The sequence below is a fragment of the Paenibacillus sp. KN14-4R genome (assembly GCF_052180255.1).
Lineage (GTDB): Bacteria > Bacillota > Bacilli > Paenibacillales > NBRC-103111 > Paenibacillus_AM.
This window is the reverse complement of the sequence record NZ_CP197466.1, coordinates 839,111-861,905: the sequence shown is the minus strand read 5'-3', so window position 1 is coordinate 861,905 and position 22,795 is coordinate 839,111. Positions and strand designations below refer to the sequence as shown.

Below are 22,795 nucleotides of genomic sequence, written 5' to 3'. Positions count from 1 at the left end.
ACGATCTATGAAGCACCGAAGAAAATCGAGTCTATGGGATAAAATAAATAGGACAAAACAAAAATAGGAGCGGTCCCAAGAAAACGGGCAGCTCCTATTGTCATTCCAGATTAAGGCGCACTATCTCCGTGCTACATCAGAGAAATAAAACTTATCCAATCGATGCCGGGACTCGGTATATTCGAACTGCCTGCCATCATACAGGTGCGTGTAATTTTTGACGACTACGACATAGTCCGTTCCATTTAAATCCAAATATTTACAGTCATCTTCCGTACATGGCTGTACTTCAATGACACGCTGTGCATAGCTGATGTGCAGCCCGAGTATTTTCTCAATATAGGCATAGATGGATGCTTCACCAATTTGCTGTGTTAAGCCAGGAATAAGTTCCGAGACAAAATGATTAATATCAAGAATGACATTTTCGCCATCCACATGCCTAACCCGCTTGATCCGTGTTACATTCGTCTTCGCTTTGACGCTTAGCAGTTTTGCAAGTTCTTTATCCGCTGGAAAATCATCCATTTCAACAACTCGCGTCTGGAACTTTCGATTTAGCCGTATATTTTCTTCCGCGAAGCTGACTATGCCGCCAAAGCGGAATTCAATATTTTTCTTGCGCAGCACAAAGACGCCTTTGCCATGAATCTTCTGTACATATCCTCGTTCTTGCAGTAAATCAACTGCTTTTCGCACCGTGCCTCGACTTGCTTCATACTCATCCATTAGTTCTGTCTCGGACGGAATTTTATGGCCTTCTTTCCATTTGCCCGCTTCGATCTTCTGGACGACCACATCCATGATGATTTCGTATTTCGTCATCTGCGTGAGCCCCCATTTCATCCGTTAAACAAGTTTAACTCTATCGTACCACAAAATGAGCCCGTGATATAAATGACACTTATTGAACAAACGCTATGAAGCGCAAAGAACCGCTTCTCTTGAGGCGGTTCTTTGCTAAGTAGATTCAAAGCATGTCGCACTTAAGCACGAGATTTGAATCGGAATATGATGGATTCGTAAGGACGAAGTGTATAAGCCCCCGCAGTTGGGCATGCCGAATTTTCGTAATTAGATAAAATTACTTCAGCGTCTAGCTCACGAAAATTGGCGAGCAGTTCGGCTTCACCGCTCCAATCTATCGTAGTTTCATTCCCATAAAAGTTATTGACGACAAACAGTATTTCATTCTCTGCTTTTCGCGTATAAGCCCAAACTTCGGGGTGATCCGCACAAACAATGGCATATGAGCCACTTGTGACGGCATCCACCGTTTTACGCAAAGCAATGAGTTTCTTGTAATGATGAAGAACGGAGTCTTCATTACGTAATGCTTGCTCTACATTAATTTCACGATAATTGGACACAACGTTCATCCAAGGCGTTGCTTCTGAGAAGCCTGCATGTCTAGAAGCATCCCACTGCATCGGGGTGCGTGAATTATCACGGGATTTCTGACGAATGGCAGCCATGACTTCTTCCTCCGCCACTCCTTCTTGACGTTTCAACGCATACATATTATGAGTTTCGACGTCCCGATAATCTTCAATCTGGTCAAAATTCGGGTTCGTCATTCCAATTTCTTCACCCTGATAAATATACGGAGTTCCTTGCAGCATATGCAGCGCCGTTGCAAGCATCTTAGCGGAATGCTCGCGATAGGGCCCATCATTACCGAAGCGAGAGACGATCCGCGGCTGATCATGGTTACACCAGAACACAGCGTTCCAACCACCGCCCTCTTGCATCCCGACTTGCCAGTCAGACATGATTTGCTTAAGCATGAAGAAATCGAAAGGCGCCTTCACCCATTTTTCTCCACCCGGATAATCAACTTTAAGATGATGGAAGCTGAATGTCATCGACAATTCCTTCCGATCTGGATTGGAGTAGCGTATACAATTATCAATCGATGTAGAAGACATCTCACCAACTGTAATGACCTCATGACCCTCGAATACTTCACGATTCATTTCTTGCAAATATTCGTGTACATGCGGACCATCTGTATAATGGATTCGACCATCACCAGCTAGATCATCGGGAAATACATTATTTTTGGAAATAAGATTAATGACATCAAGTCGGAAGCCGGATACACCTTTGTTCACCCAAAAACGCATCATCTCATAGACATCATGGCGCAATTTTTCATTTTCCCAGTTCAGATCAGCTTGCGTCTCGTCGAATAAATGTAAATAGTATTGTTCGGTAAGTTCATCGTATTTCCATGCTGATCCACCAAATTTTGATTCCCAATTATTGGGATTATCCTGCCAAATATAGTAGTCACGGTATGGATTATCCCGACCACTGCGAGCCTCTTTAAACCAATCGTGCTCCGTGGAGGAGTGATTCACCACAATATCCATCATAATACCAAGGCCGCGTGCCTTCGCTTCCGCAATGAGCTGATCGAAATCTGCCATCGTCCCATAACTTTCATCAATGGCATAATAATCACTCACATCATAGCCGTTATCATGCTGCGGCGATGTATAGATAGGGGTAATCCACAAGTAATCTACGCCAAGACCTGCCAAGTAATCAAGCTTCTCAATAATACCTTGGATATCCCCCGTAGCACGCTGATGCGCACTACGGAAGCTCTTCGGATAGATTTGATAAATAACGGATTTTTTCCAATCCGGATATTTGATGTTAGTCATGGTTGTTCACCTCTTATTTCTACAAAACGTTAACTTAACTCACGTTTACCTAGCTTTTTGGACTTCGAGAACAGGAAAGTGAGGGTGAATGGAACGATAATCGCAATGACCATTCCGATTAAGAACATCGGGATGTGTTTAGGAATGATTGAAATAAATCCTGGCAGACCGCCAACCCCAACCCCAGCAGCAAGAACGCCCATAAGCGTAATAAAGATTGCTGCGATTGCGGAACCGATAATGGCTGCATAGAACGGGAATTTATTACGTAAATTCACACCGAACATCGCAGGTTCTGTAATACCAAAGTAAGCCGAAAGTGCTGAAGTTGATGCCATACTTTTATCATTTTGGTTTTTCGCAATCCAGAACATCGCGAGTGCTGCACTACCTTGTGCGATGTTGGATAACGCGATCATCGGCCATATGAATGTCCCGCCTGTTTGAGAGATCAATTGAAGATCAATCGCAATAAACATATGATGCATCCCCGTAATAACCAGAGGCGCATAAAGAGCACCGAAGATTACAGCACCTACAACAGGAGCAACATCAAAAATAAGGACGATACCGTCTGTAATATAATTCCCGATCAAACGCGTAATCGGTCCAATAATACCAAGTGCAAGGAAACCAGTTACAACAATCGATGTGATAGGAACGACTAACAATTGAATGGAACTGTGAACCTTTTTACGAAGCCAAAGTTCAATTTTGCTTAAAACAAAGGCTGCAACAAGTACAGGTAAAATTTGACCCTGATAACCAACCTTTTCAATTTCAAATAATCCAAGAATGTTAAAGTGCGGAATGGATTGACCGTCAATACCTGCTGCAGCTTGCCCGTAGTTCCACGCATTAAGCAAGTCTGGATGTACGAGTAAAAGCCCAAGCACCATACCGAGAATTTCACTTCCGCCGAATCGCTTCGTTGCGGACCAGCCGACAAGAGCCGGTAAGAAGACGAATGACGTGTTCGCCATCATATTGATAATGCCCCATAGCCCCTCAAGGCTCGGATACACTTCTAATAAATTTTTACCTTCGAAAAATAAGTCTTTGGCTCCGATCAAATTGTTCAGACCCATTAATAAACCGGCCGTAATAATTGCAGGAAGAATTGGCATGAATACATCAGAGAAAATTTTCACTAACTTCTGAAGTGGATTTAGCTTCTTAGATCCTGATGTCTTTACATCAGCAATTGTCGCTTTTGCAATCTGCGTAAGGTCCACAAGCTCTGCATACACTCGCTCCACATCAACAGGTCCGATTACGATCTGAAATACACCCGCGTTATGAAAAGCGCCTTTAACAAGAGGAATTTCTAGTAATTTATCTGTGTTGATCTTGCTGTCATCCTTTAGTGCAATGCGCAGTCTAGTCACACAGTGTGCCGCCTGTTCAATGTTATCCTTTCCACCTATATGTTCTAAAATTTCTATTGCAGTATCCCTATAGTTCTTACTCATGGGGCTGCCTCCTTCAATCAAGTAATGATGGTTATGAAATGCTGTATGCGCTTTCAGATAATAATATAACTCGTATATACGAGTGTGTCAATACTTATATATATAAGTTGTAATATTTACTAGTAGGCAGTATCCTTTTATTATGCAAAAAGCGACCCTTGGATAACCAAGGATCGCACTCATTTATGATCTCGCTATAATCGCTACTAAACCCCTTTTTTGTTGCCCCACACCAGTGCATGAAGCTGCGGCAGGACACGAACTTGATTCATCTCAGGTGCATGAAGTGCCCGCTCGATCAACGTTTCATAACGTGCGATCAAATGCAATGCAACCTGCTTATCATCTACTGCCTTCGTATCATCATTGCCAACCTGTACATAAAATGGAATTCCCGGATAACGACCATGTACTTCTTTGGCATATTCAAAATCCGTATCATCGAACACGACGACTTTGAGACTCACGTTCTGATCCTTTACTTTCGCAATAATGGCATCCAGCTTCGCCCAGTCGGTGGTCATTCCGGAACTTGGTGGTTTAGGGGATAACGTAATATCATCAATATTCGTCAACCAATCCTGCCACATCGTCCCCTGCGTCTCCACACCGATGCGAATGCCTTTGGCTTTAAGTAAATCGATTAATGCAGCAGCCTGGGGCAATAAAAGCGGATTACCGCCTGAGAAAGTAACATAAGCAAAGTTATCGCCACCTAGCTGATACAGCTCTTCCCATATCTCCTCAGCACGCATCATACGGATGTCATCTTTGGCTGATCCGTCCCACGTAAATGCCGAGTCACACCACGAGCAGCGATAATCACAGCCAGCAGTACGTACGAACATCGTCTTCTGACCAATAGCCATTCCCTCTCCTTGCACAGTCGGCCCAAAAATCTCTAGTACAGGAATGCTACGCATCGATCATCCACTCCCGTCTCGCTTCCGCATAGCTTGTCGGTGTCTCGTAGAGCTTCACGAATTCCACTCTCGCAGCTAATTCATTATTCGTTGGCAGGGCAGCAGCCATCTGCTCGTAAATCCAGACAACCATATTCTCAGCTGTTGTATTCATACAAGGTAATGTTTCATTCAAGTATTGATGATCCAAATAAACTTCAATTTGTTCTTTCCACAACTGCTTAATATCACCAAAATCGATCATTATCCCGATTTCATTCACATACCCACTGATCCCGAAAATCACCTTATACGTATGCCCGTGTAGGTTTTTACATTTCCCTTCATAGGCATGCAGGTGATGTGCCGCATCGAACGTAAATTCTTTGCTGACCAGCACGCGTTTCTTATGATATTTTAATTGATCTCGCTTAATATCCTCATCCAACTTCTGCAGCTTATCTACAATTCGGAAAGTACCTACCATTAGCGGTTCATCTCACTTTTTTCTGACATGTACTGTTCCAATCCTTGATTACGTAACTTACAAGCTGGGCACTCTTTGCAGCCTTCACCCTTGATTCCGTTGTAGCAAGTTAATGTTTTCTCACGGACATAGTCAAAAGCGCCCAATTCATCGGCAAGCTTCCAAGTCTCTGCTTTATTCAGCCACATGAGCGGGGTGTGAATGACAAATGGATAATCCATTGATAAATTTAGCGTCACATTAAGTGACTTCACAAACACATCCCGACAATCTGGATAGCCGCTAAAATCCGTTTCACACACGCCTGTAATCAGATGTCTTGCACCCTTCTGTTTCGCCGCAATAGCCGCGAACGTCAGGAACAATAGATTGCGACCATCTACGAATGTGGAAGGCAGCTCGCCTTCTTTTTCCGTAATATCAATGTCTTGACGAGTCAATGCATTAGGAGCTAATTGATTCAATAACGACATGTTCAGAATCGTCTGCTCCACATTCAAATCTTGCGCAATTTCCTTCGCGCACATAATCTCTTCAGCGTGGCGCTGATTGTAGTCAAATGTAATAACTTCGACTTCTGCAAAATTTTGCTTGGCCCAGAACAAACAAGTTGTACTGTCTTGTCCGCCACTAAATACAACAACTGCTTTTTCATTCTTCATGTGTTTAACACTTCCTTCTCCAAATGGTCAAAGAAAAGTGTTCGAAATACACCCGAATATCGATAAATTGTGGTCTTATGCAGCACGAAATAGCCGCACACAAAAAGGGACTGCTCATAAGCAATCCCTCTACATAACCAAATACAACGATGCGCCGCAGCGATCGTATTCACCTAGTTTTTTATCGAGGGAGGATTGCGAACCTCGTTCATACGCCTGTATGAATTTTCTTTTGTACGTCCTTCATCATAACATATAATATACACTTTCGACACTTATCCAACTTTCACCAAATGATTAGGAGCCTGGCTCATGCTCAGGCTGAAACGCTACAACCGTGCCATCATCCAGATGCAAGACCGACTCGAAATCTCGCTCTCCCTGCCTTAAGCGAATGATGCGTGCTCCACGCTTAAAACCTTCTTTTCCATACGTGTTATAACCCGTTGCTCGCCCATATGTAAGACGAATCCCACACATCTCTCCCCAATAATCGTTAATATGATCGTGACCGACGAACGTCCCCATCACATCCCCCATCTCCAGCATCGCTGCGAACATCCCTGAATTAACAAGTGATCCGCACACCCGCTCACCTTTTTGCCCATAGCAAGTATGTGTATCCCAAACTAATTGATATTCTAAGAGTGGAATATGGAAGAATGCCAAGGCTGGAAGCGGCTTGCCTCCATTACGCTGCGTGAAACTTTGAGATTGCTTGCAATACCAATCAATTTGATCGCGCTTAATCCATGCATAACCATCCACATTGGGATGTGTGGAATAGTCGCCACTGTCTAACATATAAAGCAAGGCTTCTATTTTGCCGGAACCCGATTGATCTATAATTGGAAGTACATAATTTCCGAATCCACTTATTCCAGCCTGATTGGCAGCATACGAATAGGTATGCTCCATCTGAATTTCCAACAATCGCTCACGCTTGATATTCACTTCCGAATCATGATTGCCAAATACGGCAGCCCATGGAATCTCACTCTTCTCGGCTGTTGCGACCGCATCACGAAAAGACTGCTCCGGATTCGTACAAAACTCACTTTCAATCACATCACCCGTAAATACAATGAGGTCTGGCTGCTCAGCTTGAATGACTCGTTCCATTAATGCCTTCGTCTTCTGATCTTTCTCATCGCCATTTTTCCAATGAATGTCTGTAAATTGGACAATCGTGAACGTACCGTCCTTACTGAATTGTAAAAGCTGCTTCATCGCGCTATCCCTCCAGTGGATGAGTGAAATCAAGAAAGTTTAAGATTATTTTAATCTATGTGTTCTATACTTTAATAGAGGGAGAATGGATGGCTAAAAATAGGGGGAGTTTGGATGGCAAAAATGAACAAAAAATGGATCACCCTATGTACGGCAGCTATTGGAGCCATTTACACGACTGGTTACTTGATAACTGAGCCTCAAGCAAATGCCTTGCTTGCACATTCATCGCAGCAAGCACAATCCACACAAATGTCCCAAATCAAAGCCATATATAAAAATGGAACTTTTACTGGAACAGGAAATAATCGACGTGGTTCCATACAAGTCACCGTCGCGATTAAGAACGATAAGATTACCGATGTTGAAATTAGTCATTTTGCCATGCATTACTCTGAAAGCGACGTGATAGGACTGCCTAACGAAGTGCTTCAAAAACAAAGTGCACTTGTTAACAATGTATCTGGAGCTACTTATAGTACAGAGGCTTTTCAGAACGCCATAAAAGATGCCCTTTCCCAGGCACTTAACTCATAATAGGTGAAATCAATGATAAAAAGAACCAAATTATACATGGACACCGTAGTAGAAATCACAGTAATTGAAAAATCAAACCAATATATCGAACAAAAAATCAATCGTGCTTTCGATGCATTTCGTAGGGTTGAAGACGCATGCAGTCGTTTCAGTCCAGATAGTGAATTAATGCTGGCATGTAAGCACGCTCATAAACCCGTTGCTATAAGTCCTTATCTATTTCAACCGCTTAATTTCGCTTTAGAGATAGCTAAATTAACCGATGGAGTATTCGATCCTACCATTGGAACACTGATGGAACAACATGGATTCAATCGTCATTATTTAACGGGAGAACGGACTCATAGTGCATTCGACGAATCGGTAACTTACCGCGATATCATTTTAAATGAACAAGATCGAACATTGTTATTACGGAAACCGTTAACGATTGATGTAGGAGCTGTTGCAAAAGGATTCGCAATTGACCTAGCAGCAAGTGAATTAAAAGATCTGGAAGGATTTGTGGTGAATGCTGGTGGAGATCTATTTGCAGGGGGAGTAGATGAACATGGACATCCATGGAAAATTGGAATCCAGCACCCTTTGTTAAAAAATCAAATTATTCAAACTATTGAAATTTCAAACGAAGCTATATGTACCTCTGGAAGTTATGAGCGAAAAAGCGAGAACATAACAAACATGCATCATTTAATCCATCCGAAAACCAAGCAATCGCCCCATGATTGGATCAGCTGCAGTGTTATCGCACCTTTTGCCATGATGGCGGATGCCTTTTCAACAGCTACTTTTTTACTAGGTTTTGAGAACGGGAAACGATTCATTCAGCAGGAAGAAATGAAAGCAATCTTGATCACTCCTGGGTTAGAAATTCATACATTAGGAGGTGTACGTTGTAGTGATTAAATGGGCTAAAACTCCAAAAGGATATGTCGCTCTTTCTCTGATCGCCTATCTGTTAATTGCTTCCATTGGCTATCAAGACATCAAAGGAATAAAAAATGGCATCATCGCTATCGCCGCTTCACTTGCCACAGACGTCCTCTTTGGCTTGTTTCAGAAAAGAAAACGAATCAGGCCTGATGGTGCACTCATCACCGGCTTAATTATTGCTTTGATCTTAAGTTCGACTACGAGTTGGCTAGTTGTTGCTGCAACGTCCATTATCGCCATTTTGTCGAAGCATTTACTCGTTCATAAGAAGAAGCCGATCTTTAATCCAGCGACTTTCGGTCTACTATTGTCTATCATCATTTTTAAAACAGGGCAAAATTGGTGGGGAGCATTCGCTGATCTCCCTGTTTGGATGATGGCTTTTCTGTTGATAGGCGGGTACGCTGTCACCAACCGAGTTAATAAATTTCCCCAAGTTTTTTCATTCCTGGGTACCTATTTATTTCTCTTGCTTATTATGGGCCTGCTAAATGGCGGGGATGCATCTGACGCCTTACGCCCACCTTTTATTCAAGCTGCATTGTTCTTTGCCTTCATGATGCTTACAGACCCGCCAACATCACCAGCGAAGTACAAAGATCAAATTGCTTTCGGAGTTTTGACTGCTCTTGTCGGAGCCGCCATATATGCACTCTTCGGGGGATTGATGTACTTATTTATAGGTTTGCTGGTAGGGAATTGTTATCATTATTTAAAAATAAAATCAGTCGAACATAGCGTGTCAAAGAGGGTAAGGAATACGTCTGCTTCAGGTTCATTCGACACAAAGTAGCTTTAAGAGCGTGTTCAAAAAGTTAAACGGAAGAGAAAAAAGCAACTGGAGGAGCGAAGTGTTCGCCTTTGAAATCGTGAAAGTACCATTAAATCAATTCAAAATTCACGATTTCAACAGCGACCGGAAGTGCTTTTTTCTCTGCTGCTATTAATCATGAAACCACCAATTATCGTAAATCCGCCGGATACACCAGCCCTAACTGTCTTCTCGCCTCATCCATAACTTCCATGACAATCATGGAATTAGCAAAAGAATTCGTAGCTGATTCCAGCTCACCCTTTTGGATTAATTCAATAAAATGTTGAACCTCATAGTACATCGTGTTACTCACTTGAGGAAGAGAAATGTCTTCAACCGTACCGTCATGATAGCGAATTTCGATGTCTGTCAATTGACTGATTTTACTAATGATGATACTGCCGTTCTCGCCTTGAATCTCTGAAGGCAGGTAGGAATTCGTGATTTTGGAGTGCATCATAACGGCATCCATATTCTTATACTTGGCTAAAATGCTGCCTTCTCCATCCACACCCGATTCCAGCATGACGCCGCTTGCTTTTACATACTCGGGTTTGCCAAACAACGCCACCATCGGATAAATGCAGTAAATCCCTAAATCCATCATCGAGCCATTGGATAGCTCTGGATTGAATGCATTGAGGATTATGCCTTGCTTATAAGAGTCATAACGTGATGAATATTGGCAAAAGCTCGCAAAGTAACGGCGAACAGGGCCTATTTTATGCAAATTGTCTTGGATCGATTTAAAATTCGGCTGCAAGGTAGACTTTAAGGCTTCCATGAGTAAAACGTTATTCCGATGCGCAGCGTCTATCATCGCCTTAAGCTCTCGTGCATTCGAGGCGATCGGCTTCTCACATAGCACATGCTTACCATGGTTCATACAGAGAATGGCTTGCTCCGCATGCAATGAATTCGGACTTGCGATGTAAACAGCATCAAATTCAGTGCTTGCAACAAACGCTTGTAAATTCGTATATAAATGTGGGATCTCGTGTTTTTCTTGAAAAGCCTTGCCTTGCTCCTCTGTTCGAGAATAAACCGCTGTCAATGCAAAATCGTCCACTTGACGTGCAGCGTCAATTAAGCGGTCTGTAATCCAGTTCGTTCCTATAATACCGAATCGAATCATATACGCAGCTCCTTCATATCTGTAGTCATTATAGTGTATCATACCGCATAAAAGATGAAGTTGACATTGCTGATTAATCATGACAATGATAAGATCAAATTCACTCCATTTTATCAGAACGGGGAGAGGTTTGAAATGAATCGCTCACTAAACAAAGAGACAATTGAATTGATCGAAATTTGCCTGCTAGCAGGGAAGATCATGCTGCAAAGCGGAGGAGAAACATACCGTGTCGAAGACACAATGGCTCGAATGGCAACCTCACTCGGCATGCCAAACTCTCACAGCTATGTCACACCAACAGGCATTATTTTTTCAACAGACGGTACTGAGCCCGCGAAGCTCATTCGAATTACAGATCGAACAACCGATTTACAAAAAGTTAATATGGTGAATAGTATTTCCCGGGCATTAACCAGTGGTTCAATCACTGTTGATGAAGCGTATCGGAAACTTAGACAAGTAGAAGCTGCGAATCACACCTATTCGTTATGGCTTCAGATTATTGCTGCATCCGTTGCCAGCGGCTGCTTTATGATCATGTTCCAAGGTACATGGTTTGATTTCTTACCTTCACTTGTGTGCGGCGGAATCGGGTTTTGTACGTTTCTATTCATGAATCGCTTTGTGGAGGTCAAATTTTTCTCCGAATTCTCAGCATCATTTATTATTGGGCTACTATCTTTCCTATTTGTCACAGCAGAGCTGGGGCATGAAGCCGATAAAATTATCATTGGGTCCGTGATGCCGCTAGTTCCAGGGCTACTTATTACAAATGCTGTTCGAGATTTAATGGCCGGTCATCTTGTATCTGGGTTATCGAAGGGAGCAGAGGCTTTTCTGACAGCTTTTGCAATTGGAACGGGGATTGCACTTGTATTTACAATTTTTTAAGAGGAAGAGGTTATCTTGTGATCATCGAGCAACTCATTACTAGCTTTATCGCATCTGCTGCCTTCGGTATATTGTTCAACGCTCCTAGAAAATACCTCGTTCAGTGTGGTTTCGTCGGTATGATGGGATGGCTGTTGTATATCCTGCTTCAAGCGAATTTTAATACGGTGCAAGCAACGCTAGCTTCTACTTTTTTTGTCGGATTGATAAGCATTATATTTGCAAAAATATACCGAACACCTGTCATTATATTTAGTGTGTCCGGCATTATTCCGCTTGTACCTGGTGGACTGGCTTATGATGCGATGCGCAAATTCGTAGAGAACGATTACAACACAGCGATCCAGCTCGCTGCCAAAGCCTTCTTAATTTCTGGATCGATTGCAATCGGACTTGTCATCTCGGAAGTGCTTAACCAGACGGTACGTAAGATAACCGCCAAACCTCATTCATAGTATGTCTATAGTCAAGGATATACCCCATTATTGAGCTACCAACCAGCTAAACCATACGAAACAGACCATGACAATAATAAATACAAAATCGACGCTGGAGTACGTCGTTACATAATAGTAGGTACGTGATGCTTTTATCTGAAAACGCTTGGCTTCCATCGCAATAGCTACACGTTGAGCACGGCGAATGCTCTGCGCTAGCATGGGTACGGCATATAGACTGAAACGTTCATATAGTCCTTTGATTCCTCTTGCATACCGAACACCTCGTACACGAAGCGCATTCGATCGAATCCATATTTCCTCCCAAACCGCCGGCAGGAGCCGAATGGAAGCAATGAAGCTATACCCGTATTTAGGGGGGAGATGGAATTGCTGCATCAGCGAGTAAAATAGCAGAATCGGCTTCGATGTGAGCGTAAAGAACATCCCCAGCAATCCAAATGTTAGCGTCTTGAACCCAATAAGAAGCCCTGAATGAAAGCTTTCCTCCGAAATGCGTATCAACCCCCACTGCCACCAGACATGCTCTCCCTTACCGAATAGAATCATCGTAGAAGAGGAGGAAATAAACATAAATAAAAATGGTGTCAGGAATAACCCTAATCTACGCCAGCGATATCCGCTGCATAAGAAAAGGATTAGGAAGCTGCCGATCATCTGATTCCATGCCAAATCTAGGTTGCGATTAAACAAGACGATAAGTAACAAGACGAGAAAAATAGTAAACTTTAGCGCTGGATTCACGCGGTGAGCCCAAGTAAGCTTGTCGGGGGCGAAGGTGAAACGGCTTGACCTTCCTGTCGAAGTCTGTGTATTTGCTGGAGCAGCTATGGTTGCGGTAGCCAGTACACCTTTTTCAACCGTCCACACTTCAGTAGCAAAATGCTCGACAATGTGCGGATCATGCGTCACCATCACAATCGCAATCCCTCGTGATCGCAGGCGCTCCAGCATTTCCAAGATAATCATTGTATTCTTTGCATCTTGACCAAATGTCGGTTCATCCAGCAGCAGAATCAACTGCTCATTGACTATCGCTGTAGCTACGCTTAGACGCCGCTTTTGCCCAATAGATAATTGGTAGGGGTGCCGCTCGTCATTCATATGCAAATCGAACTTTTTCAGCATAGTTGTTACTTCTTGATCGATTCGTTCAGCAGGTACTTTCGATTGTCGCAAGGAGTGGGCCAATTCTTCATAAATAGAATTTGTAATAAATTGCATTTCTGGATTTTGAAATACGAATCCCAGCTTAGATGATGACGCTTCTTTACGGATTGAACGTAACCGTGTAAACCATCGTCTACTCTTCTGTTGTCCGACTTCTTCTCCTTGAATCCGATAGGCACCTGTTGTACGAAGAAGCTGCATGAGTGAGAGCAGCAGCGTGCTTTTACCTGCCCCATTCTCACCAACAATTGTGATCCAATCGCCAGTATGAACGATTGCGTGCGGTATTGTTATTTTCGCCATATCCTGATGGTAGCCTGTAAAGTCATTCAGCTTCAGTAGCTCCTCAGTCTGACCCTTCGCATGCATACGACTTGACTGTCGACCATCCTTCATATGGCGATATGTACTGCTCCGAGTATAATCTTCCCATACAGATGGGTACCAAATCCCATACTCCAGCAGCTTATCATGATGATTATGAAAAATATGAACAGCTGACCCATCCGCAACGATTTCCCCTTTATCATTAAACAGGACGACACGATCCACCCAATTGACAATCTGCTCGATTTTGTGCTCGACGATAATGAGCGTGCGATCCGCGCCGATTTCTTTGACCGTATCCCATATTTGCACGGTACCTTCTGGATCTAATAGAGCCGATGGCTCGTCGAGAAATAACACGTCCGGGTCCAGCAATAAGACAGAAGCCAATGCAAGCCGCTGCTTCATTCCTTGGGATAGCGATTGGATCGGCATATGCAAATCATTCAGTTGCAATCCTACCCGCTCCAATACCCCTCTCATATCCTTTTCCATCCGTTCCCGCGGTACCTGTAAATTTTCCAGCACGAATGCCAATTCCTCATCAACAAACGGCAGCCCGAACTGTGTATCTGGATCTTGGAAAATAAATCCCCAAGACGCTGGAAGCTGAATCTTATCATATTTAAGAGGAACTTCGACGGAGTGTGGAATGATTCCGCTTAGCACTTGCAGCAGCGTAGATTTCCCACAGCCGCTTGGACCAAGCAGCAGTACTTTTTGACCTTGTGGAACAGCAAAAGAGAGGTCCTTCAAAATGAAGGACGCCTCTCCAGGAAATTTCAATCTTAAATTCGAGACATGAACAGCAGGCTCATTATGTTCTTTTAACAAATGAAACACCTCTTCGCCATCATGGCGTTATTGATCTAATGAAGCAATATCTTCTTTCGAAATTGGACGGATTAACTTTGTTACCCCTGTCGCCTCAACTGCTCGAACGATAAGGTAAGCGAATATGCCAGCAAATACGAATGCACTCGCGACACGCAAGCCGTATTTCAACACAAGCACCCATGTTTCGTAGTTGGCATAACCATAGCCAAGGTCAACAAGGAATGAACCCACAGCAGATAATATGCCTGCGAATCCTGCTAGGACAAGACCATGCTTACGATAACGGAAACCTGCAAAAATGAGTTCAGCAGCCAGTCCCTGAACAAAACCGTACACAATCGTTTCCTGTCCCCATGAAGAACCGAGCAAAGACGAAACATTGGCTGCTGCTAAACTCGCAAGAAGCGCTACGCCTGGCTTACGAATGAGCAAAAACGCAACGGGTCCTGCCATGAACCACATGCCGTACGTTAATTGGCCTGCTTGTGGGAATAATGGCAATGACTTTACAACCCCATATACACTATCCCATAACTTAAAAATAACCCCGAATACGAGTGCAATCATCACTGTAATTAATATATCTGCGAACTTTAATCCTCTAACGTTGGTCGGTTGTTGTGCCACAATGACCCTCTCCTTAAGGCGTAAATTTACATCAAAAAAACCGCCTGAATGCACATGCACAGACGGTTGAAAAGGGCCCTAATCAACATGTTCTCTACGCTGGCATTATCCAGTTCAGATTAACGGTCAGTAGTGGAAAAAATGACTACTATCTCAGCCTGACTCACTCAAGCACCCGGTCGGTTCGTATGTAATTGACTATACCTTACAATAGTTCAAGGGAAATGGCAATAACTTCTTGCTGTCTGGAATCGAATTCTGGGTTGGTCTATAATACTTGCATAGAGTAAAGGATGTGTTCATAGCAAAGGGGAATATAAAAATGGCGACAGCTCGCAAGAAACGAATTTTGATTATGACTGCTGTTAAAGTGGAGAAAGAAGCTGTATTACGCGGACTGCAAGACGATTCTAGATTCGATGTACAGATCGCAGGTGTTGGACCCATCTCAGCTGCCATCAGCACGACTGCTCATTTAACAGCCGCTTCATCTCCATATGATTTGGTTATCAGCGCAGGAATTGCCGGCGGCTTTGTTGGACAAGCCGAGATCGGTTCAATCGTCGTAGCAAGTGAAATCATCGCTGCTGACCTAGGCGCAGAAACGCCCGATGGCTTCAGCAGTTTGGATGAGCTGGGCTTTGGTGATTCCACGCGAATATCCGTAGATGAACAATTAACGAAACCTATCGTAGATGCTTTACATACAGCTGGGCTCCTTGTTCATACGGGTCCTATCCTGACTTTATCAACGGTAACGGGAACAGCTGCTACTGCTGAAGATCTTACAAATCGCGTAGCAGGCGCTACCGCCGAAGCGATGGAAGGTTATGGGATTGCGTCTGCGTGTAAACAAGCTGGAATACCCGTACTTGAAATCCGTTCTATCTCGAACGCCGTTGGGCCCCGTGATCGCGCCGCATGGCGAATTGGCGATGCGCTGAAAGCGTTAGAGTCAGCTTTTGCAATTATAAAGGAGGTATTATGATGAAAATTGCCTTTTCACCTTGTCCCAATGATACATTCGTCTTTCATGCCTGGGTGCACGGACTGATTCCAAACGCGCCTAAGCTAGATGTAACTTATGCAGATATTGATATTACAAATCATTTGGCTGCCAATAAACAAGGCCCCGAAGTGCTTAAAATCTCTTACGCTGCCCTTCCTTGGGTACTCGATGATTATGCGCTCGTTCCTTGCGGCGGCGCACTTGGCAGAGGCTGTGGACCGCTTGTTCTCACACGAAGCGGCCTATCTAAAACTCCTGATCCTGCCCTCTTATCCGGTCGTAAAGTAGCAGTACCTAGCGAACGCTCCACGGCTTATCTGCTGTTCCGACTATGGGCAGCCAAGCATGTTCCAGGAGGTGTTGGCGAAATTGTCGTGCTGCCATTTCACGAGATTATGCCTGCTGTACGTGATGGACATGTTGATGCCGGGCTTGTCATTCATGAAGCACGTTTTACATACCCCAACTATGGATTGTCCATGCTCACAGACCTTGGAAGCTGGTGGGAGTCTGATACTTCCCTACCGATCCCCCTCGGTGCGATCATTGCTCATCGCTCTCTCCAAATCGAAGAAATCGCAAAATGGACACGTGCGTCTGTACAATATGCGTGGGCTCATCCAGAAGCTTCGCAGTCCTATATCCTAGCGCATGCTCAGGAAATGGTTCCCGATGTCGTACAGCAGCACATTCAATTATATGTGAATGAGTTCACTGCCAATCTAGGTGAAGATGGCTATGCCGCTGTAACGACTCTTCTCAGCCGCGCCGCTGAAGAAGGGCTTACGCCCGATATCAACTTGGACAAATTATTGTTATAAAAAATAGTTCTAATGGCATCTACCATATTTTACTAATTATTGCCATAATTTACAGTAAGCGGCTTGTACTATGGCGGACACCTCAATTGAAAGGTGGAGGCTGTTCAAATGGATGTATTCCAAGCTCTTTCAATCATGTTCGCATTTGGGTTGTTCATACTCACATTGTTGACTTACATTGACAAGAGGAACAAATAATTCTAGCTGGCTTTAGTCGTGGTTTGAAACCATACTAAGAGACATTCCGCCAATTCCAAGCCGTCTTACGGGTCAGATTGTTTTCTTGGATCTGACTCTTTTTTCGCATGATTTGCCTATATCGTGTAGAATGATAAGATTAAATAATAAAATCTCATGCCGTATGCAATTGAGAATAAGGAGTCGCATCGATGTCTAAAGAAGAAATCATTTTGACTAAAGAAGGTCTTCATCAATTGGAGCAAGAGCTTGAAGAACTAAAAGGCCCTAGAAGAAGAGAGCTTGCAGCTCGGATCAAAACCGCGATCAGCTATGGTGATCTAAAAGAAAACAGTGAATATCATTCTGCTAAGGAAGAACAAGGATTTATGGAAACGCGGATCATTACGATTGAACGCATGCTTAAGGTCGCACGTATTGCCGATAGCGTAGATACATCTAGCGTTCATGTTGGATCACTTGTCGTACTCAATGACCTCGAGTTCGCTGAAAAACTTGAATACCGTATAGTTGGCCCATCTGAGGCAGATGTCATGGAGAACAAAATTTCCTACGAAAGTCCGCTTGGTACTGCGCTAATGGGCAAATCCGTTGGTGACACTGTGACGGTAAGCGCGCCTATGGGCGAAATGAAATATGAAATACTTGAAATACGGGCAATGAACTAATTGTAAGCATGTAAGGTAAAGAATCGAAGAATGAAAGGGGACTATCCCTTAAGGTCCATGACCTTATGGGATAGTCCCCTTTTATACGATTTATCATAATTTACCCTAAATCCACTTCCATTAAATCTCTGCCGACTGTAATTGGACCGCTGTAAATCTCCTGCATCCCTTGGATATAGGCATCCGCGGCTTCTTGTGTCTTGGCGGGAGCAGGAATATGATGCGTGAGTAGTAGATGCTTCACGCCTGCTTGATGGGCAATTTCCGCAGCTTGGAGCGTTGTGGTGTGATATTTAGCCGGATTATTCAGCCCCACAGCTTCATCCGGGTACATCTGAATTAAGGCATCAAGCCATTCCTTGTTATAAGCTTCATGGATGAGTAAATCAGTACCCTTGGCATACTTGATCATATTCGCTACCGGAATCGTATCTCCGGAAATCACGACCGATTTCTCATTAAATTCGAATTTATAGGCAATAGCAGGATACACAGGACGATGATCTACCTCAAAGGCAGTAATACGGATGCCATCCTGATTGTACACGACCCCCTCATTACATTCATGATATTCGATACGGGAGCCGTCGAGTGCGGACTTGTTATAGTTAATCCGAAGATTGACATCGAAAGCAAAAGACTGTTCCATCTGTCCAATAATAGCTTGGGTCGTCTCAGGACCATATACTTGCATCGGAACGGTACGGTTACGGTAGACAGCACCTGGAATGACATGGGTACGCCAACTACTAATAAATACATCGAAAAATCCTGAGTTGTGATCACTATGATGATGCGTAAACAGCACATCCGAAATTCGTTGCGGCATAATGCCAGCTAATATTAACTGATTGACTGTCCCTGACCCACAATCCACCAAGAACACTTTATGACCCGCTAAAACCGCTACTCCCGGCTTTGATACCCCGTAGACAGCCCGTGGTGAACCCGTTCCTAAGAGAACAACTTTCAAATCTGCATGATAATCTGGCAGCAACTTGTCTTGGCCTTGGATGAGTGTGCTCAATTCAATCATGTCCGATTTCTCCTCTTTCTTAGTGTTGTACGATGTCCTTCAAGCCTTTAAGGAACCGACTGGACGCGTAGCAGATCTGACCGTTAATCATTCGGATCTCACGTTTTTTCATATCCACTTCTGCAATATTATCCTTATTAACGACATACGAATTGTGACAACGATAGAACCGACTATCCATCTCCAATATATCTTTTAATTTCCCGTAAAATTCCACTTGCCGGTTCGTCGCATGCAGGAATATCTTATGTAATTGTGGCGAGGTTTCAAAAAATAAAATGTCACTATAATCGACGCTAATGACTTTATCACCTGTTTTGGTTTGAAATATTTTTTTGTTACTATGCCGATTTTGCAAATAACGCTGATTCGCTGTGTCAATGCAATCGATGACCCTTTTTTGAATATCCGTGAACTTGTCTTTCGTAATGTAATCCATCGCTTCAACTTTGTACGTAAATGTTAAGTACGTCAATTCCGAATGTGTAGTGACAAAAACAATGGAACCTTGATTATCATATTGGCGAATTTCTGCTCCTAGGGCAATACCGCTTTGTTCTTCTTGCAAATCTACATCTAGAAAATATAAGCCTGTCACGCGGTTCTCTTTTAGATATTGAATGATATCATTCGAATTTCCAGTTGAAATAACGACCTTCATATCTAAGTTTTCCATCATAATATAGTTCTCAATGTAGGTTGTCAGGCGTTTCCTCTGCTCAGTATCATCTTCACACACGAATACTTCTAACATGCTTCTCCCCCTTACTCGAATATCTCTATCTCTTGGATAAATTGTTCATCCTTGATCTGTGTATCCAGTGTTACGTTGTCGCATTGCGATATGATTTCTTTGAGATTACTAAGTCCTAAGCCTCGATTCTGTCCCTTTGTTGAGAAGCCTTTCTCATACACCTTGAACAGTTCAGGTCCATTCGGTCTGCAGCTATTCGTGACAACGATCAGATCAGCACCCTCTCTTCGAATTAGAGCCACACGAATCGTCGGAATCTCACACTGCTCCGTTTCTTCAATCGCATTATCTAAAATAATTCCTAAGCATCGGCATAACTTCACCGAGTCCATATTTAACTTATAAATCGGCTCTACCACTTCAATGCATGTATCGATCTTTAACTCTTGAGCTTTAATTAATTTGGAAGAAAGTATGCCTTTCACTTCTTGTATTTTGACATTTTGCAACGTTCCTAGCTTATAATTGTTATTCTCCATTCCTCGACTGATCGGCATTATTTTTTGTTCAAAATACGTCTCGAGATTGTCCATATCTCTTGTTCGGATGTACTCCGACATCGTGAGCAAAATGTTGATATAATCATGCCGGAACTTCTGCATATCCGTATACAATTGTTCCAGATTCTCTGTATATTCCTTTAACCGTTCGTATTGCACCTGCTTATTTTGCATCATCGTCACTTTATAAACATTACGAGATAACACGATAAATACGACAAGAAGCAGCGCAAAATAGAACAAAAATAAGATACTATTCGCTTCAATATTCTCATCTGAAAATCCTTGCTGCTTGCCGATATATATATTCACATAAAAAATAATTAAAGTCACAATGCTAAGTACCGTAAATAATATGCCATATCGCTGGAAAAACAAATCATGTCCTTTAAATTTACGGAAAAGAGATCTGCCTACTAAACTGAGCAGTACCGTTAACATCCCTATACCTATCACCGCAACCACCAAGTACCAATCGTTACCCTGTATATCAGATGGTAATACGTTACTCAACAAATAGATTTGCAGCATCTCTATGATGTAGTTACTGATTACAAATAATAGCAAAGAAAATACAGGAATGATTACACTTAAATAAATTTTACGGATGGTCCAAAATATACATAAGATTATAAATAATAGTGAAAATAAAATGCTTGAGGCACCTAACTTCGGAAATAGAGGGTGAGCTATACATTCTGCACCGATAATCATGAAAATGAGTATTTTCAAATTCAATCTTCTTTGTAGTAATATTTGAATGGATACACATAATGCAATTACTTGAATCAATTCAGAAAAAAGTAGTAACATTTACGTCCTCCCCACCAAAATTGGATAATATATCCTATTACTTGAGGATAGCGAAATCACTTTTAATAGTCAATTTTTTTATATAAAAAAATGCTATTAGACGACCTCATCTAACAATTGCTAGATGGGATAATCTAGTAGCATTTTCTACTCCGTCATCTTACCTCTGTTATTCTGATTTCATTTTAAGTAATTCAGCTGGAATTTTAGGTTCATAGCCAAATATGATGCAGCAAGTTTCCATTTGTACTTCGCCGCCTTTTAAAGCCATTTTACCTACCGACTTCGAAACATTAGATTTGAATCCGTTCACCAATTTATCCTTCATATTTTTCATAATTATTACAGCTCCTTTTTAATAGTTTATAGGTGATTGGTAGTACCATACATACTTGAATGAGAACTCCGTATATCATCAAACTTTTAACTACTAAACTTGGGATAATAAGCGCGATACAGGTAATGATTAGACTGGCGATCACCGTCTCCTTTCGTAATTTTCTTCTCTTCTTCTCACCAAGAATCGGATATTTGTCAGTGTCAGCAGGTGCATATCGATAAAGCAGAGTTGTACATACAACTCCTAAACCAGCTACCACATAGTTGTTAAGTAAGATGTATTCAATTAGCAGGGGAGTACCGACGAACAAGATGACACTCATGATATTGCAAGCCATACTAGAGTTTGCATGCAAACCGAAAGCTGATCTCCGAATTGCAAAGTAAGTGATGTGGACAATTACGGTTTGAATAAATACGTGTAGGGTAAAAGCGACTCCGTAAACAATGATGGCTTTACTCAAATTGATAAAGATCATTTCGAGACCTAGCTTCATTTTTAAATAGTCAATGTGTTCTCCACCACGCTCCTTGTTCAACCAATTGGCCATTCTACTGGAAAACGATTCTGTCAAACTCATGTGTGCAACTTGATCATCTTTGATAAGTATCACCTCTCTGTAAATAATCATAATCCTTTTCAATCAAAGAAAACGTTTTCATCATATTGGATGTAATATATGTAATGATTGGAAATATATGAGAAACATCTCATCATAAGTGGATGGATTCTTGACCTAACTGTACAAACACAAAAACCACCACCTGCAAATAGAAACGAGTCTATTTGCAGGTGGCGGTTGATGTCTGTTCATGAAGCAATTAGAAATCCGATAATATGCTTCACATCCATTTTCTTCGGGACTACAAGGCTGCATATCTCCTTCTCATTCTTCATGAATGAATACCCGGTTAGGAACGGAAATCGCTTGAATTGGAGTCGGAAAACCTCGGTCCCATGCAGCATCTCAGAATCCATATGATTGATTTCATAGATGGAATAATCCGCTAGTAGCCCCATCTTTAGAGCTTTGCCTAATGCCTCTTTGCAGCTAAAGAAGATATAGGCGAACTCAGGGCGGGTATCATAGCCTGCTACTAAATTCCGTTCGTCACTGCTTAACATTTCTTCAATCGGGATGTCAGATCGAATCGTCTCGATATCGACACCTACAATGTTATCTTTGGAATAAATAACCGAGAACACATATTGCTTCGAATGACTTAACCCTACTTCAATAAGGTTATCTTTAATGATTGGAAACCGAAGTGCGCCATACTCAACCGTTACGCTTGTAAAAGGAAGATCGAAGAAAGGCACGTTATCTGCCATATTCTTCTTAATGGCATATCTTCCAATCAAATATTCATTCCTCCTGCTCTCATTGGTCATATTCCGATAGATCTCATATTCTGCAGGGCTCAGTACGAGGGATGCATCGATCTTTTGTTGCTTGTTAATTTCGATTAAATTTGGACTTAACATGTCCATCATCACCC

At 42.5% G+C, this 22,795-nt stretch carries 25 protein-coding genes and 1 riboswitch; of the genes, 9 read left to right on the top strand and 16 right to left on the bottom strand.

What is annotated here, in order from left to right; genetic code table 11:
• Positions 1 to 120: 120 nt before the first annotated feature.
• The 7 genes from treR to ACSBOP_RS04115 form a co-directional block, all read right to left on the bottom strand.
• Entirely contained in the window at positions 121 to 825 is a 705-nt protein-coding gene (treR, locus tag ACSBOP_RS04145) for a trehalose operon repressor (protein WP_442603205.1), read from the bottom strand.
• A gap of 161 nt (positions 826 to 986) precedes the next feature.
• Complete coding sequence (gene treC / locus ACSBOP_RS04140; RefSeq protein ID WP_442603204.1) at positions 987 to 2,672, bottom strand: alpha,alpha-phosphotrehalase; 1,686 nt, start codon at positions 2,670 to 2,672, stop codon at positions 987 to 989.
• Positions 2,673 to 2,701: 29 nt separating this feature from the next.
• Positions 2,702 to 4,144, bottom strand: a complete 1,443-nt coding sequence (treP, locus tag ACSBOP_RS04135) for a PTS system trehalose-specific EIIBC component (RefSeq protein WP_442603203.1) — start codon at positions 4,142 to 4,144, stop codon at positions 2,702 to 2,704.
• Positions 4,145 to 4,350: 206 nt separating this feature from the next.
• On the bottom strand, positions 4,351 to 5,067 hold the full coding sequence (gene queE / locus ACSBOP_RS04130; protein ID WP_442603202.1) for a 7-carboxy-7-deazaguanine synthase QueE: 717 nt from the start codon (positions 5,065 to 5,067) through the stop codon (positions 4,351 to 4,353).
• Positions 5,060 to 5,533 (bottom strand): 6-carboxytetrahydropterin synthase QueD, encoded by a 474-nt coding sequence (queD, locus tag ACSBOP_RS04125; RefSeq protein WP_442603201.1) that lies wholly within the window; start codon positions 5,531 to 5,533, stop codon positions 5,060 to 5,062. Before queD ends, queE begins: the two co-directional genes overlap by 8 nt.
• The gene (gene queC, locus ACSBOP_RS04120) at positions 5,533 to 6,195 is read right to left on the bottom strand and encodes a 7-cyano-7-deazaguanine synthase QueC (protein WP_442603200.1); all 663 of its coding nucleotides are present in this window, start codon (positions 6,193 to 6,195) and stop codon (positions 5,533 to 5,535) included. Before queC ends, queD begins: the two co-directional genes overlap by 1 nt.
• Before the next feature lie 167 nt (positions 6,196 to 6,362).
• A riboswitch (PreQ1 riboswitch) is annotated at positions 6,363 to 6,407 on the bottom strand.
• 85 nt (positions 6,408 to 6,492) lie between these two features.
• A complete protein-coding gene (locus ACSBOP_RS04115) occupies positions 6,493 to 7,425 on the bottom strand; it encodes a metallophosphoesterase family protein (RefSeq protein WP_442603199.1) in 933 nt (310 codons plus the stop codon).
• Positions 7,426 to 7,539: 114 nt separating this feature from the next.
• On the opposite strand from ACSBOP_RS04115, the gene ACSBOP_RS04110 reads away from it, so the two are divergent.
• The 3 genes from ACSBOP_RS04110 to ACSBOP_RS04100 are packed head-to-tail and all read left to right on the top strand — an operon-like array spanning position 7,540 to position 9,688.
• Positions 7,540 to 7,962: an FMN-binding protein gene (locus ACSBOP_RS04110; RefSeq protein ID WP_442603198.1), complete on the top strand. Its 423-nt coding sequence runs from the start codon at positions 7,540 to 7,542 to the stop codon at positions 7,960 to 7,962.
• A 12-nt stretch (positions 7,963 to 7,974) separates the two neighbouring features.
• Positions 7,975 to 8,868, top strand: a complete 894-nt coding sequence (locus ACSBOP_RS04105; RefSeq protein WP_442603197.1) for an FAD:protein FMN transferase — start codon at positions 7,975 to 7,977, stop codon at positions 8,866 to 8,868.
• A complete protein-coding gene (locus ACSBOP_RS04100) occupies positions 8,861 to 9,688 on the top strand; it encodes an RnfABCDGE type electron transport complex subunit D (RefSeq protein ID WP_442603196.1) in 828 nt (275 codons plus the stop codon). Before ACSBOP_RS04105 ends, ACSBOP_RS04100 begins: the two co-directional genes overlap by 8 nt.
• A gap of 169 nt (positions 9,689 to 9,857) precedes the next feature.
• Here ACSBOP_RS04100 and ACSBOP_RS04095 read toward each other — a convergent pair whose 3' ends face one another.
• Positions 9,858 to 10,844, bottom strand: coding sequence for a Gfo/Idh/MocA family protein (locus ACSBOP_RS04095; protein ID WP_442603195.1), 987 nt, complete (start codon positions 10,842 to 10,844; stop codon positions 9,858 to 9,860).
• A 135-nt stretch (positions 10,845 to 10,979) separates the two neighbouring features.
• Between ACSBOP_RS04095 and ACSBOP_RS04090 the strand changes: the two genes are divergently transcribed.
• Together ACSBOP_RS04090 and ACSBOP_RS04085 are read left to right on the top strand one after the other, a co-directional pair.
• Positions 10,980 to 11,738, top strand: coding sequence for a threonine/serine exporter family protein (locus ACSBOP_RS04090; RefSeq protein ID WP_442603194.1), 759 nt, complete (start codon positions 10,980 to 10,982; stop codon positions 11,736 to 11,738).
• A 20-nt stretch (positions 11,739 to 11,758) separates the two neighbouring features.
• Positions 11,759 to 12,193 (top strand): threonine/serine exporter family protein, encoded by a 435-nt coding sequence (locus tag ACSBOP_RS04085; RefSeq protein WP_442604368.1) that lies wholly within the window; start codon positions 11,759 to 11,761, stop codon positions 12,191 to 12,193.
• 27 nt (positions 12,194 to 12,220) lie between these two features.
• On the opposite strand, the gene ACSBOP_RS04080 is transcribed toward ACSBOP_RS04085, so the two are convergent.
• Both ACSBOP_RS04080 and ACSBOP_RS04075 read right to left on the bottom strand, forming a co-directional pair.
• Complete coding sequence (locus ACSBOP_RS04080; RefSeq protein ID WP_442603192.1) at positions 12,221 to 14,527, bottom strand: ATP-binding cassette domain-containing protein; 2,307 nt, start codon at positions 14,525 to 14,527, stop codon at positions 12,221 to 12,223.
• A gap of 27 nt (positions 14,528 to 14,554) precedes the next feature.
• The gene (locus ACSBOP_RS04075) at positions 14,555 to 15,097 is read right to left on the bottom strand and encodes an ECF transporter S component (protein ID WP_442604367.1); all 543 of its coding nucleotides are present in this window, start codon (positions 15,095 to 15,097) and stop codon (positions 14,555 to 14,557) included.
• A 382-nt stretch (positions 15,098 to 15,479) separates the two neighbouring features.
• Between ACSBOP_RS04075 and ACSBOP_RS04070 the strand changes: the two genes are divergently transcribed.
• The 4 genes from ACSBOP_RS04070 to greA all read left to right on the top strand — a co-directional run bounded on the left by ACSBOP_RS04070 (position 15,480) and on the right by greA (position 17,853).
• Complete coding sequence (locus tag ACSBOP_RS04070) at positions 15,480 to 16,145, top strand: futalosine hydrolase (protein ID WP_442603191.1); 666 nt, start codon at positions 15,480 to 15,482, stop codon at positions 16,143 to 16,145.
• Entirely contained in the window at positions 16,145 to 16,987 is an 843-nt protein-coding gene (locus ACSBOP_RS04065; RefSeq protein ID WP_442604366.1) for a 1,4-dihydroxy-6-naphthoate synthase, read from the top strand. The genes ACSBOP_RS04070 and ACSBOP_RS04065 overlap by 1 nt, the downstream gene beginning before the upstream one ends.
• A 108-nt stretch (positions 16,988 to 17,095) precedes the next feature.
• Positions 17,096 to 17,185: a putative holin-like toxin gene (locus tag ACSBOP_RS04060; protein ID WP_442603190.1), complete on the top strand. Its 90-nt coding sequence runs from the start codon at positions 17,096 to 17,098 to the stop codon at positions 17,183 to 17,185.
• A gap of 191 nt (positions 17,186 to 17,376) precedes the next feature.
• Positions 17,377 to 17,853, top strand: a complete 477-nt coding sequence (gene greA, locus ACSBOP_RS04055; RefSeq protein ID WP_442603189.1) for a transcription elongation factor GreA — start codon at positions 17,377 to 17,379, stop codon at positions 17,851 to 17,853.
• A gap of 100 nt (positions 17,854 to 17,953) precedes the next feature.
• Here greA and ACSBOP_RS04050 read toward each other — a convergent pair whose 3' ends face one another.
• From ACSBOP_RS04050 to ACSBOP_RS04025, 6 genes are all read right to left on the bottom strand, one after another.
• On the bottom strand, positions 17,954 to 18,889 hold the full coding sequence (locus ACSBOP_RS04050; RefSeq protein WP_442603188.1) for an MBL fold metallo-hydrolase: 936 nt from the start codon (positions 18,887 to 18,889) through the stop codon (positions 17,954 to 17,956).
• Positions 18,890 to 18,908: 19 nt separating this feature from the next.
• A complete protein-coding gene (locus ACSBOP_RS04045) occupies positions 18,909 to 19,643 on the bottom strand; it encodes a LytR/AlgR family response regulator transcription factor (RefSeq protein WP_442603187.1) in 735 nt (244 codons plus the stop codon).
• Positions 19,644 to 19,654: 11 nt separating this feature from the next.
• Positions 19,655 to 20,956: a sensor histidine kinase gene (locus ACSBOP_RS04040; RefSeq protein WP_442603186.1), complete on the bottom strand. Its 1,302-nt coding sequence runs from the start codon at positions 20,954 to 20,956 to the stop codon at positions 19,655 to 19,657.
• Positions 20,957 to 21,125: 169 nt separating this feature from the next.
• Positions 21,126 to 21,293 carry a cyclic lactone autoinducer peptide gene (locus ACSBOP_RS04035; RefSeq protein WP_442603185.1) on the bottom strand — a complete coding sequence of 56 codons (168 nt, stop codon included), beginning with the start codon at positions 21,291 to 21,293 and terminating at the stop codon, positions 21,126 to 21,128.
• A complete protein-coding gene (locus tag ACSBOP_RS04030; RefSeq protein ID WP_442603184.1) occupies positions 21,274 to 21,927 on the bottom strand; it encodes an accessory gene regulator B family protein in 654 nt (217 codons plus the stop codon). The genes ACSBOP_RS04035 and ACSBOP_RS04030 overlap by 20 nt, the downstream gene beginning before the upstream one ends.
• A gap of 179 nt (positions 21,928 to 22,106) precedes the next feature.
• Positions 22,107 to 22,781 (bottom strand): 4'-phosphopantetheinyl transferase family protein, encoded by a 675-nt coding sequence (locus ACSBOP_RS04025; protein WP_442603183.1) that lies wholly within the window; start codon positions 22,779 to 22,781, stop codon positions 22,107 to 22,109.
• Between the last annotated feature and the right edge of the window lie 14 nt (positions 22,782 to 22,795).